Below are 14381 nucleotides of genomic sequence, written 5' to 3'. Positions count from 1 at the left end.
CGTCCGATACCTCCGGCTAGCGCCGGGCCCGCGTCGCCTCCGCGGGCCCCACAGGGACCGGATCAGCGCCGTCGAGCCATTCGGCCTGATCGGCGACGACCCCGGTCAAGATTGTGCGTGCGGTCGCCAGCAGCTCGGCCACCTGCGGCGAGGTCAACGTGTACAGCACCGACAAACCTTCGCGCCGTGCGGTCACCAAGCCAGCACGGCGCAACACCGCCAACTGCTGGGATAGGTTTGCCGCTTCGATCCCGACTTCCGGCAGCATCTCCGAGACCGCCCGATCCCGCTCGCTAAGCAACTCCAACACCCGGATCCGCACCGGGTGCCCCAGGGTTTTGAAGAAGTCCGCCTTCATCCGATACAGCGGCTGACGCGCATCCACCACAACTCCACCTCACCAATACGACAACATGCAAAGATTAGCAACCCGGCAATGCTGCAGGACAACGGTGGTCTATAGTTCGGTTTGGTTCCCACCGCGGTTACCCTATTCAGCAGGGCTGTCTGCTACACAGGCCCCGGTGGGAACCACCACACCCCGACGTCCCGGAGGAACCGGGCCCCAGCGGGCGCACCGACAATGCGGACAATCAACAACGCCCAGGAGTCTTGTCTATGGCCACCGATCGACCCACCGGATGGCAATACGTCACCTATTGCTACGGCAAGCGTCTGCCCGACAGCATGCGTGACTGGGTCGCCAACGATCTCTCTGGCCCAGGCGCTATCCGACGACACATGGTCCGTTACGTGATCCCGCCGCACTTCATCCTGGCCCCCTTTTGGCTGCTGCCCGGCGGGTTGCTATTACACACAGCGATCACACTGCCCATCTATGTGTGGGCCATCCTGATGACCCATGCCCTCAACAAGATCTGGCGCCGCCACCGGCTCGCAACCCACGGCCTTGACCCCAAGCTCGCCGACAACGTCAACAGGGAAAAGAACGCACGCAAGCACGAGGCGTACGCCCAGCGCTATGGCGCGCGGACACAAACAGCCGACAACTACTCCAGCAGCGACCCCATCTAGACACGCAGTTCCCATGAACCGGCGGACGCTGCTTCTCGGCGGGCTCACACTCGTAGCCGTCGCCGCGTGTGAGCGCGGCATTCCAACACCTACCACCACCTCGGCGATGCCCGAACACGCAGACCCACTTGCGGCGCTGAAGGCCGGCAATGCCCGCTTCGCCAGCGGACAGATGACCCATCCACATCAATCTGCGCGACGGCGGCAAGAACTAGCCGACGGCCAGGATCCCGCGGCAATCGTGTTCAGCTGCATCGACTCTCGAGTCCCACCGGAAATCATCTTCGACCAAGGCCTCGGCGACCTATTCGTAATACGCACCGGGGCACAGGATTACGATGCCCTCATCGAGGGCAGCATCGAATACGGCGCTATCATGGACCACACCCCGCTGATGGTGGTACTGGGCCACCAGCGCTGCGGTGCCGCAACTGCGGCCGTGAAATCCCTTGAGCAAAGAGCTCCTGCACCCGCTCACCTTGCCGACGTCGTCGAAGCGCTCAAACCCGCCTACTTGGAGGCCAAACAAGCACAGTGGAAATCCCTCGACGATCTGATCGAGGGAACTATTCGCGCCCAGATCCGATTGACGGTCAACGCTTTACGCGCCGATCCGCCGCTGGCATCGAACGCCAAGAACAACGAGCTGCGTATCGCCGGCGCGTATTACGCACTCGACACCGGCATCGTCAGCTGGCTGGACCAGTAGGCGCATCACGAGCGGCTGCGAGTTCGGCCAGCCCGGGCATCAGGACCGCGATCTCCTGCGCCAGTCGGCGAGTTCGGTTAGAGTCCCGGCCGGGCAGGGGTTTAGCCGCCGCTTGATCGACGCAGGAGACGCGAGAGGAAGCCCATGAGGAAAATCGCATACCGCAGCACGGCCGTTGTCGGCCTGGCAGCCGTGGCATTTGTCGCGGCGGGCTGCAGTGACGACCCGAGCCTGGGCCCGTCGGCTCCACCTCGGATCGGGTTGATCGCCACCACATCATCTCAGGCCCCGGCGCAGCCCACCGAAGTGAAGCTCATCGGGGACAGAGACGTCGAAGTGACACTGACTGGCCCAATCGCTGCCAAGTACTCGTCGGCAACCGCGAATCAGAAGCAGGCACTCGGCAAGCCTCTGACGGGCGACCACAATGCGGGCACCCGGGACAGTGGCGTGGTGTTCCAGCAGTTCCAGGGTGGTGCGATCACCGCCAAGAACAACCAGCCCGGCACGCCCGCGTACATCACCCTGGGCAAGACTCGCGAGGCGTGGAATGTCCAACGCGACCCGGACGGCGTGCCTTCGATCACCGGCGCCAACGGCTCAGCAGGTCCGCTGGGTATCCCTACCAGCGACGAGAACGCCGTCGGCGATCTGCTCGTGACGACGTTCGAGCACGGTCAGATTGAGTACAACACGAAGACCGGCCAGGTCGAGGTGACGGTCAACGGCAAGGTCGTCCCTGCGGGGCTGTAGGCGACGGCGATGTTTCGCCGAGTATCGCGTAGGCCGCCGCAGCGCTGGCCGCGGTGAAGACGCTATAGCTCAGCGGCGCTTCCGGGCCCAACGATATCGCCATCGCACTTCCAAATGTTATGAGCAGCAAGCAACTTGCTGCGCCGACGTACCGTGGCCGCCATCCGATCAGGAGCAGGACTCCCAGAATCATTTCAGCAGCCGTGGACGACCACACAAGCACCGTCAGCAACCATCCAGAAGTAAACGGGACCAGCTGGTGGACATAGTCGGTGAAGGACGCCATGTTTCCCCAGGCGCCCTGTCCGAATGGCTTCCACCAGCCGAATCGGTCGGCGACAGCAGACAGGAACGCCGTCGCGAGCGACACCCGAAGCGCCATCTCGATGAACCGGACCCGGTCAAGCTTCTCCATGGGCGCTCCTTCCGGACGGCGCATCTGTCGTGTCGTCGACAGTGAGCGGGCCGTCGCCGGTGTCGAGCAGAAAGACCGCAAGCAACTCCGCAGGTTCTGTGTTGCTGACATTTTCGCCGATTGTGTGATGTGCGCCAGGGGCTTCATGCCAGGTTTCGCCCGCGTGATAAACACGCGCAGGCTCACCGTCAACCTGGCTGCGAATCGCTCCGGATATCACATAGGCCATGATGAATGACGATTTCGCATGACGGTGTGCCTCACTTTTTGCGCCCGGCGGATAGCTGACGGTAACGGATATCAATGACTTGCCCGGAACGTTGGTCGTTTGGTCGAATACTTTTCGGACAGTGGGCTTTTCACCTGGGTTCTGTGGTGCGGGTGCGGCACAGGAGATCGCAGCGAGCATCGCCGCGGCGCCGAGTACCACACACAAAGTCTTAGCGGCCATGTGGTCTCAACCTCTTTCGGCCAGGGACGGTTGGATGATCGTCTTGCCGCGAGTCTTATGGTCAGGATCGAAGGCGCTCGGCGCATCCTCAAGGGGGAGAATTGATCCGATGTTCTGACGGATCCTTCCCTCGCGCAGCTTATTTTGCAGAAGAGCCAATTGCGCACGGTCGGCCTCGACGACAAAGAAGACCGCACGCGCTCCTTCGGGGATAACACGCGGAGGTTCGGCGATAGTGACCAGCGTGCCTCCAGCGCGCACCAGTGCCGCTGAGCGATCGAGGATCTCCCCACCAATCACATCGAATACGACGTCGACTTCGCCCACGTCTTCGAGCGTGTCCGCGGTCAGGTCAACAAAATCGTCAGCCTTGAGCCCCAACACCTCATCACGCTGGCCGGTGCGTCCGGTGCCGATGACGTGCGCGCCCGCCTCGTGCGCAAGTTGCACGGCCACGGAGCCGACCGCACCGGCCGCGCCGTGTATCAGCACTCTTTGTCCTGCGGCAATCCGGCCGTGGACGAACAGTCCTTGCCAGGCCGTCAGCCCGGAGATGGGTAGGGCCGCCGCGACCGCGTGTTCGACATCGACGGAAAGCGGTGCCAGGTTCCGAGCTTCCACCGCGACGTACTCCGCTAGTGTCCCGTTGCGCGTCCAGTCCGCGAGGCCGAATACTCGCTGACCGACCGTCAGTCCTGTTGTGCCATAGCCTAGTTCGGCGACTACTCCCGATACTTCATGGCCCGGGATGCTGGGGGTACGGCCCCGGCCCGAGCGGTCCGACCACGTTCCCGGCCAGTCGAGTTCACCGGGGGTGAATCCGGCGGCATGCACTCGGACAATGACGTCATTCTCTGCGGCATGCGGATAGGGCATGTCCCGCAATGACAGCGCGGTGCCCTCGGCACCTTGTTCGGCGGCGATCGCCTTCATGACCTTCACATCTCCTACGGTCGACATGTCCACCCTTTCGTCGGTGTTGTCTCTCCAATCACAGCCGCCGCAAGTCATCTAGTCCAACGGATACTTTTGATATGTTCCATCTATCAAATAGATGAGGTGTCCCCATGGAACTTCGACAGTTGGAGCATTTCGTTGCCGTTGCCAGCGAGATGAGCTTTTCCCGAGCCGTCCAACGCGTTCACGTTGTTCAGTCCGCCCTATCCACCTCGGTAGGCAAGCTGGAGAAGGAGCTCGGCGTCGAACTGTTCGACCGAACGCGACAACAGATCAGGTTGACGCCAGCGGGGGAGCTGTTCCGCACGCATGCCACCCGCGTGATTCAGGCCGCTCGGTACGCGAAAGATTCCATCGGCGATTTCCGCGGCGAGTTGACCGGCACCGTCGATCTCGGTGCGCTCATTTCCTTCGGTCCACTGGACATACCCAAGGTGCTGGGACAATTCCACCGCGACTATCCACTCGTTCAAATCCGCTTGCGGCAGAGCCAGTCTGGATCGAACGCATATCTTTCGGCCATTGCCGATGGAACCCTTGACCTTGCCTTGGTCTCGGCGCCGGACCGGTTTCCGGCCGACATCCAAATGCGGCTGCTGTGCCAAGAGCCCATGATGTTCGTGTGCCGGCCTGACCATCGGCTTGCCGGCCGAAGTCACACCGAAATAGCCGAACTCGTGGACGAACACCTCATTGGATTTCCGGCCCAATTCAGCCTGCGCCGTTTGGTCGAGGACGCCTTCACGGCCGCAGGCTTCACCGCATTCACGCCGCATGAAGTCGCTCTGGAGTATTCGATCGCCGCGAGCTTGGTCCACCACGGACTTGGCACGATTTTTATGCCCGCAAGTGAGGCCGCGCAGTTCCCCCACCTGCGAGCACTGGCTGTGCGCCCCGCCATCATGTGGAAGATCTACCTCGCGTCGGCCGAACAATCCCGACTCGGACCGGCGAGCGCCCAACTGGCCGAGCGACTGGTCGCGTCGGGTCAGCATCAGACATGAGCAGGGGAGTGAGATCGACGCCTAACACCGCCGTGCACCGCCCGACCATCGCGCCTTCGGAAACTACGATCAAGCGATGTCGACACCCGAGCGCCATGAGTCCTCCACCCCATGCTGATCGGCATCGCCGCAGCGTTGCTCGCGTGTGTCGGGTACGGCACCGCGTCGGTGTTACAGAGCTACGGCGCTCGTGAATCAGAGCTTAGGGGACCCACCGCCGACAGCGGCCCGACCTTCAGGTCCACAGTTGCCGCCATGCTGACTCCTGCGTTCATTGCCGGGATGGCTCTCGATCTTCTCGGCTTCGCGGGAAGTCTGATTTCAGCGCGACTGATTCCGCTGTTTCTTTCGCAGACGATCATGAGCGCCAACCTGGCGGTTACCGCGGTGCTCGGCGCAATGGTGCTGGGCGTGAGGTTGCGCCGGCGGGACTGGCTGGCGATCGCCGCCGTCTTGTTGTCATTGTGTGTGCTGGGCGTCACCGCGGGTCATCGCGGCGAGGATGCCGCCGTGGCGGCCGTTCACTGGGGCGTTCTGTGGGTATCGATCACCGTGCTGGTCATCGGTGTCGTTCTCATCCGCCTACTGGGCAGCCGTGCCGCAGTCCCGGCCGGATTGTCGGCGGGCATTCTGTTCGGGGCAATGGCTGTCGCGGTGCGGATAGCGGACGGACTCGAGCCGGTGAGCCCGAAGATACTGCTCTCCGATCCCGCGGCGTACGCCGTGATCATTGCGGGGGCAGGGGGTTTCTATCTGTTCACCGTTGCGCTGCAAGTTGGTTCCGTCACCGGCGCTGCGGCCGCGCTGGTTGTGGGGGAGACGGTGGTACCCGGCGTCGCCGGGGTAGTGCTCTTGGGTGACACCGCCCGCCCCGGGCTGAGCTGGCTGGTCACCGTGGCGTTCCTGGTCGCGGTGGTATCCGCGGTAGCGGTGGCCGTGTTCGGTGCCGTCGAGCACACACAGTCCACAACGTCTGGCGACGCAGTCCCGGAGCCGGCTGCGCCCGCCGATAGTTAATCCCTTGCAGCAGAGGGCTGGGCTGGCTGATTCACCAGGTTCAGAAGTTGTGGCAGTTGTCGACGGCTCTGCCGATCGGCTCGCAGGGCGAGTTCATTCGGAGTCAATGCCGAGGGCCAGGCCACGCTGCTAGACGCTGAATTGTCAGCCAACTCGCAGAAAGGCCGCGGCTAGACCCACCGTTCGGGATGGCGACCAGCCAGCCGACATCGCGATGAGTTCGCCCTCCGGCCACGTCTGATCTGCATGGCCAGCAGACATTGTTGTGGCCGAACTAGTTTGGCTTGGGTACCGAGAGACCTGTGAACACCGAAAAGAGATCCTGGTAGCGAGCTCCCATGACCCGGACGAGCACATCGAGAACCTTGGCATCGGGGCCGACCAGTACTCGAGGCTTCTTCTTGCGCACGGCGGTGAGGATGATGCGCGCGGCGGCTTGTGGGCTGGTGTTCGCCAGGTACTTGTCAAACACGGCCGCCGCCGCCTGCACATCGATTCCGTCGGCGGCAGTGGCATTGCGGGCGAATGCGGTCTTGACGCCGCCGGGGTGCACGCACGTGACGGCGACCGGCTTCTTGCCGGCGACCATTTCCTGACGCAGGGACTCCGTGAACCCGCGCACCGCGAACTTGGCTGCGTTGTAGGCACTCTGGCCGGGCAGAGACATCAGGCCGAACAGGCTCGAGACATTGATGACATGGCCGTCGCCGGAGGCGATCAGGGGCGGCAGGAAGGCCTTGGTGCCGTTGACGACGCCCCACAAGTTGACGTCGAAGACGCGCTCGATGTCCTTGAACGGGCTCACCCCGACGTCACCCGCATAGGCGATACCGGCGTTGTTGTAGATCTGGTTGACCTTGCCGAAGTGCTCCTTGACAGCATCGGCATAGAGAACAAAGGGCACGCGTTCAACGACATTGAGCAGATCGGAGCGCACCTCGGCGCCCAGAGCCTTGACCTGACGTTCGGTTTCGGCCATGCCTTCGGCGTCGATATCGCTGATAGCGACCCTGGCACCCGAACGGGCCAGCTCGATCGCCAAGGCACGCCCGATGCCCGATCCTGCGCCGGTGACCACGGCCACCTTGCCGCCAAAGCCTTCCATTCCTGCCTCCCTTCCTAGTGCAGCAGTTTTCTGGCTATCTCGCGGGCCTTGGCCTTGCGGAGGTAGGCGAAATGAGCCTTGACCGCGGGCAGGCCGAGATTGGGGTTCACGACATACGCAAACATGCTGATATTGCGGCTCAGGTTCAGCAGGCGCCGGTAGGCGAGCAGTCGGGCCGTTCGAGCGAGGCCGTGCTGCTCGCCATGCTCCCTGTAGTAGGTGGTCTCGTCACCACCGAAGCTGTCAGCAGGAGCTGCTGTGTAGTAGAACAGCGCCAGTGATTGGCGCCAGGAGCCTTCAACGACGGGGACGGGGAATCCGTGCACCGACTGGTCGTCGGTGCGAAAGATGAGCGCCCGGCCCCAGACGGGAACAACTGTCTGAACCGCCCGACCCTCCGCGTCGTAAAGCGACAGGCAACCGCCGTCCTCTAGTGACCAGGACTTGTTCAAATAGACGATAACGTTGATGCGGCGGTAGAGGTTTAACGCACGAAGGTAATGGAAGTCGGTATGGGGTGTCAGGATGCCGCCCGCCCCGCTGAGGTGAATACCACCCCCAAACAGGTAGGGGTCGGGGAGTAGCTGCCCGATGCCGGTTATCTTTTCGAGGACGCTCAGAAAGCGCGGTTCGTTGAGTTCTCTGATGACAGCCTTGAACGGTTCCGGAATGAGGTCAATTTCCGCACAGAACCGTTTGTTCCGGATGTATCCGTCGTCCCATTGGTTCCACCAGGGCCAGGAGATGCCAGGAAAGGCACTGGCGGACTTCGAGGACAAGCGGAGGAGATCGTCGATCACCAGGTGCGGAAATGGCTCAGCGGTGTGAAACTCGCGCTGCAGATCTGACACGTTGTGCTCGAGCTTTTCGACTCGAATAACGGTATCACCTACACAACTATCGACGGATTCTGATGGCACGCTGGCAGTTTCATTATCGATTCGCATCGGACATCCGCTCCTCGCACTCGACCATGCGCAGCCCCGATGGCCGACCGCATCGATCATGCCTCACGATGCAACAGCGGAGTCATGCTGCGCCATGGTTTCGGCCCCAACCAAAACGACGTTCTGTGGTGCCGCCGTCGCGCCCATCGCGGCGTGGAAACCGACACCCGCCGGTGAACTCAGTGAGCCTGCGTACGCAGAATGTCCGGCATCGCCCAGCGTCTAGCCAAATTACGCTTGCGTGCACCGTCGACGAGCCCTCCGCCCGAACGATCTCGGCATGCCGCCAGGTTCGACCTGCGCATTCCTCCATGGAGACAGCGCCTGTCAAGCGATCTGGGATTTGTTGAGCGTCAACCATTTACAAACAGCGCTGTTGAAACCAATGCAGGGAGAGTAGCGTAACGACGTACCGCTGCAGTGAGAAACAGGTAGCGTCTAAGTTCTGGCTCATGCGAATTCCGTTGTCTGAGTCCCTATGATTAACAGGGAAGTACGTATGACACAGGCTGAATACCCTGGCCCGCAGGTCCGCTTCACGTTGGGGCAGTGCAAGACCGGCAGAATAAACGGCGCGTGGTGGCCGCAGGATGATGGATTGATCGCGCGTGAACTGTCGCCCCTAGTAGAAGAGTTGTCTGAGCGCATCGGTGCGGTCGGTCACGTCTCACTGAACTGGAAGCCGGGCTCGCCGCGTTCCAGCATGAGGTCGGTTGCGATGCCTCAGTACCTCGCGAATCGCCCATTCCATTGGGTTGCCACGCTCCGGGGCGAGTATCGAACGGTCCGGATGCTGTTGGTGCCTGCGCGCACCAACAAGCTCCTTGCTCGAAGGGTCATGCGGTTGGCTGCACAGATGCCTCTACTTGATTCCTCCAGTCAGGACCAGGTGACTGCCGCGCTACGAATAATCTTGGCCGCCTGAGGGATCCGTGCCCGGGATGCGCTACTCGCTTCCGCGGTCTCGGTACATAAGCACTTTCCGCACCACGGGATTCACTGGCTATGGCTAGATCGTACTGTTTCCTACGGGGGGGCTGTCTCGAGTTTGGCGGCCGTAGGGTGATGCACAGAGATCTACGAAAAAACAAGCTGGCCCGCCTAAGAATTCCTAGGCAGCCAGCTTGTTTGCGCTGAGGGGGATTAGACCGTCTGCACTGAAACAGCCTGCGGGCCGCGATCGCCGGCTTGTTCGTCGAAGCTGACGCGATCGTTCTCATTGAGGCTGCGGAATCCGCCGCTGCCGAGGATGCCAGAGAAGTGGACGAATAGGTCTTTGCCGCCACCGTCAGGGGTGATGAAACCAAATCCCTTTTCGGCGTTGAACCACTTCACGATGCCTTGTGCCATGCGATAACTCTCCTGAGTATTCAAAACGAGATCGACCTTCGATCTCGGGTCTGCGGAGGTACGCAAAATCAAAGCAACCGGTGAGAGTCACGGAGATGGAGTATGTGTCCGCCGCGGAAAATCTTCGCGAGCGTGTCACTAAGAAAATCAACCTTTTTGAGGATAGCACAGCCAAACGGTGATGCCTTCGCCCGCGCTGTATCCGTTTGTCGGTGGTTTCTCGACGATCAGGGGGAGCAACGCGATCGCAGGGTCCGATGCGTACCGGCGGGCTTGGCCGGGGAGAGCTACCGAAAGATGTCTTGAGGCAGGAGGATGTTGATTTCGTTGGGGCCGCTGATGTTCTTGATGGTGGTGCGGGTGAATATCCGCAGGGGGATTGCACCGGCGCATTGCAGTGGGATGCGCAGCATGGTTTCGGTGGGTTCGAGGGCATCGCCAACAGCCAGTTGTGGCCGTGTCAGCATGAGGTGGCCACTGTAGATCTGTTCGCCGAGATTATCGTGATCATTGCCAGCGTAGATGCGAATTGTGACGGTGCTGTCGGTGGTGTCCGCTTCGTCGGCGGTCATGGTGTAGACGAACAGGATGTGTTCACCGACATCAAGGGCCGCGGTGCCGGGTTGTTGCATCTCGGGGCTTTCGTTGGTCCCGTGATCTTCAATTCGGATTTGATGGCCGGTGGGATAGATGTCTGTAGCCAGGAGAAGTCTGTTGCGGGCGAGCGTATTTGGCGTTAGAGGCTTGGGCTGATCGCTGTAAAGAGACCCCGCCTGCAGGGGTTCGCCGGAGTCAAGAGTCGATGCGACGCATTGTCGTTGGTCGATGTAGTCGGCCGGGTCGGTTTCGAGAGGGACCGATAATTCGATCAATTCGGTGGACGTATCCGAGCCCTCGCAATCGTCGACAGAGATGTGCTGTTCGATGTGGTCGGCGGGGTTTGCATGAGGAAACGGTTCGATCATCGTTGTCATGTGCTGTCACCGTAATTTTTTTGAAGCGGGCAAGGGATAGTGAGGCGGGTCTGGCGCCGCATGTCGTCCGTGACTCAACCGGCATCACGCGTAGGCCGTAGGGCATGCGGCATGCCAGACCGCCGCCTTGAATCAGTGCGTTGTGATGTCACCTCCTTTCGTCCTTGAACCCGATTGCCCGGCCGCGGCTCCGTTCTCTGGTAGGTGGAGATAGTTCACGAGAGATGAGAACGGAGCCGCGGCCAAGGGGAGTGCCGGACCGCCGGGCCCTTGAGGTGGAACATCCGGCTTCCCGGGTGCAGAGCTGTGTGCCGAAGAGCTATGGCGGCTCTGCCGATCAGGCGTCGATGGACTCTCTGGCCGACGATGACGCGGTATCGACAATCACGCTATCGGCGGGCCGGTCGACAATGATCTTGCGGGGTTTAGCTTTTTCGGCGACCGGGATCACGAGGCGCAACACCCCATCGTGGTAGTTCGCGGCGATCTTCTCGGTATCCAAATTGTCGCCGAGAACAAGCTGACGAGAGAACACGCCCCGGGGCCGTTCGGTGGCCAGCATGTCCCGATTTGGGTCAACAGGTGCACGCTGAGCGCGCACCGTCACCACATTGTGCTCGATGTCCAAATCCAAAGAATCCTGGGCGATTCCCGGTAGATCGAATTCCACAATGAATCTCTCGCCGTCGCGCCAGGCATCCATCGGCATCGCCGCCGGGCGCGCGGCCGTGCCCAGTACCTGCTGGGTGAAACGATCCAGGTCACGGAACGGATCGGTACGCATCAGCATGGTGGTCACCTCCACATAGTCCTTTCTCACATTTGGTGTCAGCCGCGTGATAATCTGTGTCATACGGCCTAGATTTTTATATAGCACCGACCAAGATGGAGACGCAAGTAGGTGATCCCAAAAAATTTTCCACCCACCAGGGATAGTCCCGCTTCCGGCTCGAACACCGCTCTGCCGGCGGATCATCCGTCGCGTTCCCTGGGCGTATATGGCATCTCGGTGGCCGCCGAACTCTCCGGTACGGCCGCCGACTCACTGCGGTTATGGGAACGTCACGGCCTACTGGTGCCAGCGCGTACAAACGGCGGCACTCGCCGCTACAGCAGCGACGATCTCACCCGTATCCGCCGCATCACCACTCTCGTCGCCGCCGGCGTCAACATAGCCGGCATCGCCCGCATACTTGACCTCGAAGACGACAACACAGCCCTCCGCGCAACAATCAACCAATCATCCGAATAAGACAAGCCTGTACATTTCGGCACAGCCTGATGTGCTGGTCAGATCGTGCGCCGGTCAGCCGAGCGAGGGGAGCAGCAGCGGCTGTAGTCGGTAGCCGGGTGGCTCGGTGCCGTGTAGATGTCGCACGAAGTAGTCCCAGGTTCGGCGCAGTGAGTAGTGCAGCCAACCGTACAGCGAGTGCTCGGCGCCGGGAATCATGATCAGGTCGAAGTCCTTGTCCGCCTTGATGAGTGCGTCGGCCAGCCGCATCGTCATGTACGGGTGCGCGTTGTCGTCGAGTTCACCGTGGATGAGCAGCAGCTTGCCCTTCAGGTTGGCGGCCAGCGTGGTGTTCGAGATCGCTGCTTGGCCTTCGGCGCTCAGATCGCCGTGGTAGTGCTCGGCCCACATCGCCAGGTTGAGGGCGTTGTCATGATTGCCCGAGACCGCGACGGCCACCGAATAGAAGTCCGGGTATCGCAGCACGGCACGCGCCGCGGCGAACGCACCAGCGGACTGTCCGGTAATCCCGACCCGGGCAGTGTCCAGCCACGGATACCGCTGTCCGAGTTCGCGGATTGCGGCGATGTGGTCGTCCAGGGCTCCAGCGTTGCCGAGATCTCCATAGGAGTGGTCATGAAATGCCTTGCTGCGCCCCGCGCTTCCACGACCGTCGATGGCAACCACCGCGAACCCGAGCGCGGCGAAGGCCTCCGGTTCGCCGTAGTGCGGCGGGTTGAACATCGGTCCGGCGCGGTAGAGCTGCGGCCCCGGATAGATGTGTTCGATGATCGGGTACGTGCGGTCCGGGTCCAGATCGTGCGGTCGCCAGAGCAGACCGTAGATGGGGGTCTTTCCGTCCGCGGCGGTCGTCCGAAACCGCTCCGGCGGTTGCCAGCCCAAAATCTCGAGGTCTTCGGTATCGGGTGCCTCCAACTCCACCACCACCTGACCATCCCTGTCGAGTACCACTGAGCGTGGTGGCAGGCTAGGGCTTGAGGCGCGGTCCACCAGGTAGCCGCCCTGTGGCGGGCTGACCGCATCATGGTCCAGCTCGTCGTCTGTGAGTCGGGTAAACCCATTGCCGTCCAGTCCGATTCGACAGAGCTGCCGCAGGTATGGGTCGGCCTCGACCAGACCGTTGGCCGTGAAGTACACCTGTCGAGCACTCTGGTCAACCCATAACACGTTGCTCACCAGCCATGGCCCGGTGGTTATCTGGGTGACTTCGGCGCCGTCGGCCGAATAGAGGTATAGGTGGCCCCAACCATCGCGCTGTGACCACCACAGGATCTCGCCGGTGTCCAGCACGTGCACCATGTGCGGGTCGCCGAGCACCACGGTGGCGTCGACCCGGGTCTGGCACGTGTCGGTGATCAGCGTGGTGACCGCACCAGTTGACGGATCCAGGCGACGCAATTGCAGGGTGCGTGCATCGCGTGACTGATGCAGGAAGTACACGTCGTCACCGCTCCACCAGGCATAGACGAGCGCGACATTGTGCATGATCGGTGCCGGCTCGCTCTGCTGCCGTACTGCCGTGCGTTGCTCGACATCCAGCACGTTCCAGGTCATCGTTGCCACGGTGTCCTCGCCGGGCATCGAGTAGCGAGTGCGGTGTTCCACCGGCCGGCCGCCCTCGGCCGGGCTCGATTCCACGAGCACCAACTCGGGCACCTCACGCTGATCGATGCGCGCGACCAGGATTCGGGTGGAATCGGGCGACCAGTGCAGCATCATCGGCGTCGGAATGCCCAGGGCACGGGTCAGTGCACGAGCACCGGTGGTATCCGGCAGGCCACCGTAATCGAAATAGGGTTCAGCGTCATCGGTGAGTGCATGTTCGGAACCATCGGCCCGGCTGCGGATCCAGATATCGCCATCGCGGCGGAACGCATCCCACCGCTCATCGGGAGACGGGATCGCACCCGGAATAGTTGCGGCCGTGTCAGATTCGGTGCAGGCGCTGTCCGCCCATTGCCAATTCCGGCCGAACGCGCTGAACAGCACCGTGTCGTCGGCCCGAATTTCCACAGCCTGTATCGGCAGATCGGCACCGGTCACCGCCTGCCCCGCCGCCAACGACAGTGCGGCGGCCAGCTCATCGTGGTCGAAGGCGGCACGACGAGTCTTCACGCCGGGATCAACCGCAACATAGCGGGTTCCGATCCGGTACCAGAATCGGGCACCGTCAGCGACCCACTGCGGAGTCAGCACAGTGCCCGGCACCCGCCGGGCCCGAGAAGGGAAAAGCATCTGTTCGGCACGCGCATAATCCGAATCGCTCAGCAATGTCGTCACGCCCGTCATACAACACCCGGACGTAGCGGCACAGTCAAGAACGATTTGACCATTGCCTAGTGTTGTCGGTTGCGAATTCGCCTGAGGCGTATGGGTCGTTCCAGTCGCCGCCGTCAATATCGTCACCAAGCG

At 61.8% G+C, this 14381-nt stretch carries 17 protein-coding genes; 7 read left to right on the top strand and 10 right to left on the bottom strand.

Annotation, left to right across the window (positions count from 1 at the left end; genetic code table 11):
- Positions 1–16 precede the first annotated feature (16 nt).
- Positions 17–385 (bottom strand): ArsR/SmtB family transcription factor, encoded by a 369-nt coding sequence (locus MYCSP_RS10245; RefSeq protein WP_083016909.1) that lies wholly within the window; start codon positions 383–385, stop codon positions 17–19.
- A 233-nt stretch (positions 386–618) separates the two neighbouring features.
- Between MYCSP_RS10245 and MYCSP_RS10240 the strand changes: the two genes are divergently transcribed.
- The 3 genes from MYCSP_RS10240 (at position 619) to MYCSP_RS10230 (ending at position 2497) form a co-directional block, all read left to right on the top strand.
- Positions 619–1035, top strand: a complete 417-nt coding sequence (locus MYCSP_RS10240; protein WP_083016784.1) for a DUF5313 domain-containing protein — start codon at positions 619–621, stop codon at positions 1033–1035.
- Positions 1036–1048: 13 nt separating this feature from the next.
- Entirely contained in the window at positions 1049–1744 is a 696-nt protein-coding gene (locus MYCSP_RS10235; protein ID WP_088413725.1) for a carbonic anhydrase, read from the top strand.
- A 144-nt stretch (positions 1745–1888) separates the two neighbouring features.
- Positions 1889–2497, top strand: coding sequence for an LGFP repeat-containing protein (locus MYCSP_RS10230; protein WP_083016791.1), 609 nt, complete (start codon positions 1889–1891; stop codon positions 2495–2497).
- Here the strand turns inward: MYCSP_RS10230 and MYCSP_RS10225 are convergent.
- The 3 genes from MYCSP_RS10225 to MYCSP_RS10215 are packed head-to-tail and all read right to left on the bottom strand — an operon-like array spanning position 2466 to position 4296.
- Positions 2466–2912 carry a MauE/DoxX family redox-associated membrane protein gene (locus MYCSP_RS10225; RefSeq protein ID WP_083016795.1) on the bottom strand — a complete coding sequence of 149 codons (447 nt, stop codon included), beginning with the start codon at positions 2910–2912 and terminating at the stop codon, positions 2466–2468. The genes MYCSP_RS10230 and MYCSP_RS10225 overlap by 32 nt on opposite strands.
- Positions 2899–3363, bottom strand: a complete 465-nt coding sequence (locus MYCSP_RS10220) for a cupin domain-containing protein (RefSeq protein ID WP_083016802.1) — start codon at positions 3361–3363, stop codon at positions 2899–2901. The genes MYCSP_RS10225 and MYCSP_RS10220 overlap by 14 nt, the downstream gene beginning before the upstream one ends.
- 6 nt (positions 3364–3369) lie before the next feature.
- Positions 3370–4296, bottom strand: coding sequence for an NADP-dependent oxidoreductase (locus tag MYCSP_RS10215; protein WP_088415558.1), 927 nt, complete (start codon positions 4294–4296; stop codon positions 3370–3372).
- Positions 4297–4430: 134 nt separating this feature from the next.
- Here MYCSP_RS10215 and MYCSP_RS10210 point away from each other — a divergent pair, with 134 nt between their 5' ends.
- Positions 4431–5324, top strand: coding sequence for a LysR family transcriptional regulator (locus MYCSP_RS10210; RefSeq protein ID WP_088413724.1), 894 nt, complete (start codon positions 4431–4433; stop codon positions 5322–5324).
- 111 nt (positions 5325–5435) lie between these two features.
- Positions 5436–6341: a DMT family protein gene (locus MYCSP_RS10205; protein WP_083016809.1), complete on the top strand. Its 906-nt coding sequence runs from the start codon at positions 5436–5438 to the stop codon at positions 6339–6341.
- A 274-nt stretch (positions 6342–6615) separates the two neighbouring features.
- On the opposite strand, the gene MYCSP_RS10200 is transcribed toward MYCSP_RS10205, so the two are convergent.
- Both MYCSP_RS10200 and MYCSP_RS10195 read right to left on the bottom strand, forming a co-directional pair.
- A complete protein-coding gene (locus MYCSP_RS10200) occupies positions 6616–7446 on the bottom strand; it encodes an SDR family NAD(P)-dependent oxidoreductase (protein ID WP_088413723.1) in 831 nt (276 codons plus the stop codon).
- A 14-nt stretch (positions 7447–7460) separates the two neighbouring features.
- Positions 7461–8393, bottom strand: coding sequence for a 2OG-Fe(II) oxygenase (locus MYCSP_RS10195; protein WP_157886171.1), 933 nt, complete (start codon positions 8391–8393; stop codon positions 7461–7463).
- Positions 8394–8958: 565 nt separating this feature from the next.
- Between MYCSP_RS10195 and MYCSP_RS23305 the strand changes: the two genes are divergently transcribed.
- Positions 8959–9318, top strand: a complete 360-nt coding sequence (locus MYCSP_RS23305; protein WP_167346535.1) for a DUF5994 family protein — start codon at positions 8959–8961, stop codon at positions 9316–9318.
- Between the two features lie 218 nt (positions 9319–9536).
- Here the strand turns inward: MYCSP_RS23305 and MYCSP_RS10185 are convergent, their stop codons facing one another.
- The 3 genes from MYCSP_RS10185 to MYCSP_RS10175 all read right to left on the bottom strand — a co-directional run bounded on the left by MYCSP_RS10185 (position 9537) and on the right by MYCSP_RS10175 (position 11507).
- The gene (locus MYCSP_RS10185; RefSeq protein WP_088413720.1) at positions 9537–9743 is read right to left on the bottom strand and encodes a cold-shock protein; all 207 of its coding nucleotides are present in this window, start codon (positions 9741–9743) and stop codon (positions 9537–9539) included.
- A 287-nt stretch (positions 9744–10030) separates the two neighbouring features.
- Entirely contained in the window at positions 10031–10717 is a 687-nt protein-coding gene (locus tag MYCSP_RS10180) for a hypothetical protein (protein ID WP_088413719.1), read from the bottom strand.
- A 337-nt stretch (positions 10718–11054) separates the two neighbouring features.
- Positions 11055–11507, bottom strand: a complete 453-nt coding sequence (locus MYCSP_RS10175) for an Hsp20/alpha crystallin family protein (protein WP_070912776.1) — start codon at positions 11505–11507, stop codon at positions 11055–11057.
- 171 nt (positions 11508–11678) lie between these two features.
- Between MYCSP_RS10175 and MYCSP_RS10170 the strand changes: the two genes are divergently transcribed.
- On the top strand, positions 11679–11969 hold the full coding sequence (locus MYCSP_RS10170; RefSeq protein WP_070912777.1) for a MerR family transcriptional regulator: 291 nt from the start codon (positions 11679–11681) through the stop codon (positions 11967–11969).
- A 54-nt stretch (positions 11970–12023) separates the two neighbouring features.
- Here the strand turns inward: MYCSP_RS10170 and MYCSP_RS10165 are convergent, their stop codons facing one another.
- Positions 12024–14249 (bottom strand): S9 family peptidase, encoded by a 2226-nt coding sequence (locus MYCSP_RS10165; protein ID WP_088415557.1) that lies wholly within the window; start codon positions 14247–14249, stop codon positions 12024–12026.
- Positions 14250–14381: the final 132 nt, after the last annotated feature.

Source organism: Mycobacteroides saopaulense, assembly GCF_001456355.1.
Taxonomy (GTDB): Bacteria; Actinomycetota; Actinomycetes; order Mycobacteriales; family Mycobacteriaceae; genus Mycobacterium; species Mycobacterium saopaulense.
This window is presented reverse-complemented; position numbering and strand designations above follow the sequence as displayed.

Coding starts and splice junctions, on each gene's coding strand:
- MYCSP_RS10240 (WP_083016784.1), top strand. CDS start 619: ATGGCCACCGATCGACCCACCGGATGGCAATACGTCACCTATTGCTAC.
- MYCSP_RS10235 (WP_088413725.1), top strand. CDS start 1,049: ATGAACCGGCGGACGCTGCTTCTCGGCGGGCTCACACTCGTAGCCGTC.
- MYCSP_RS10230 (WP_083016791.1), top strand. CDS start 1,889: ATGAGGAAAATCGCATACCGCAGCACGGCCGTTGTCGGCCTGGCAGCC.
- MYCSP_RS10225 (WP_083016795.1), bottom strand. CDS start 2,912: ATGGAGAAGCTTGACCGGGTCCGGTTCATCGAGATGGCGCTTCGGGTG.
- MYCSP_RS10220 (WP_083016802.1), bottom strand. CDS start 3,363: ATGGCCGCTAAGACTTTGTGTGTGGTACTCGGCGCCGCGGCGATGCTC.
- MYCSP_RS10215 (WP_088415558.1), bottom strand. CDS start 4,296: ATGAAGGCGATCGCCGCCGAACAAGGTGCCGAGGGCACCGCGCTGTCA.
- MYCSP_RS10210 (WP_088413724.1), top strand. CDS start 4,431: ATGGAACTTCGACAGTTGGAGCATTTCGTTGCCGTTGCCAGCGAGATG.
- MYCSP_RS10205 (WP_083016809.1), top strand. CDS start 5,436: ATGCTGATCGGCATCGCCGCAGCGTTGCTCGCGTGTGTCGGGTACGGC.
- MYCSP_RS10200 (WP_088413723.1), bottom strand. CDS start 7,446: ATGGAAGGCTTTGGCGGCAAGGTGGCCGTGGTCACCGGCGCAGGATCG.
- MYCSP_RS10195 (WP_157886171.1), bottom strand. CDS start 8,393: ATGCGAATCGATAATGAAACTGCCAGCGTGCCATCAGAATCCGTCGAT.
- MYCSP_RS10185 (WP_088413720.1), bottom strand. CDS start 9,743: ATGGCACAAGGCATCGTGAAGTGGTTCAACGCCGAAAAGGGATTTGGT.
- MYCSP_RS10180 (WP_088413719.1), bottom strand. CDS start 10,717: ATGACAACGATGATCGAACCGTTTCCTCATGCAAACCCCGCCGACCAC.
- MYCSP_RS10175 (WP_070912776.1), bottom strand. CDS start 11,507: ATGCTGATGCGTACCGATCCGTTCCGTGACCTGGATCGTTTCACCCAG.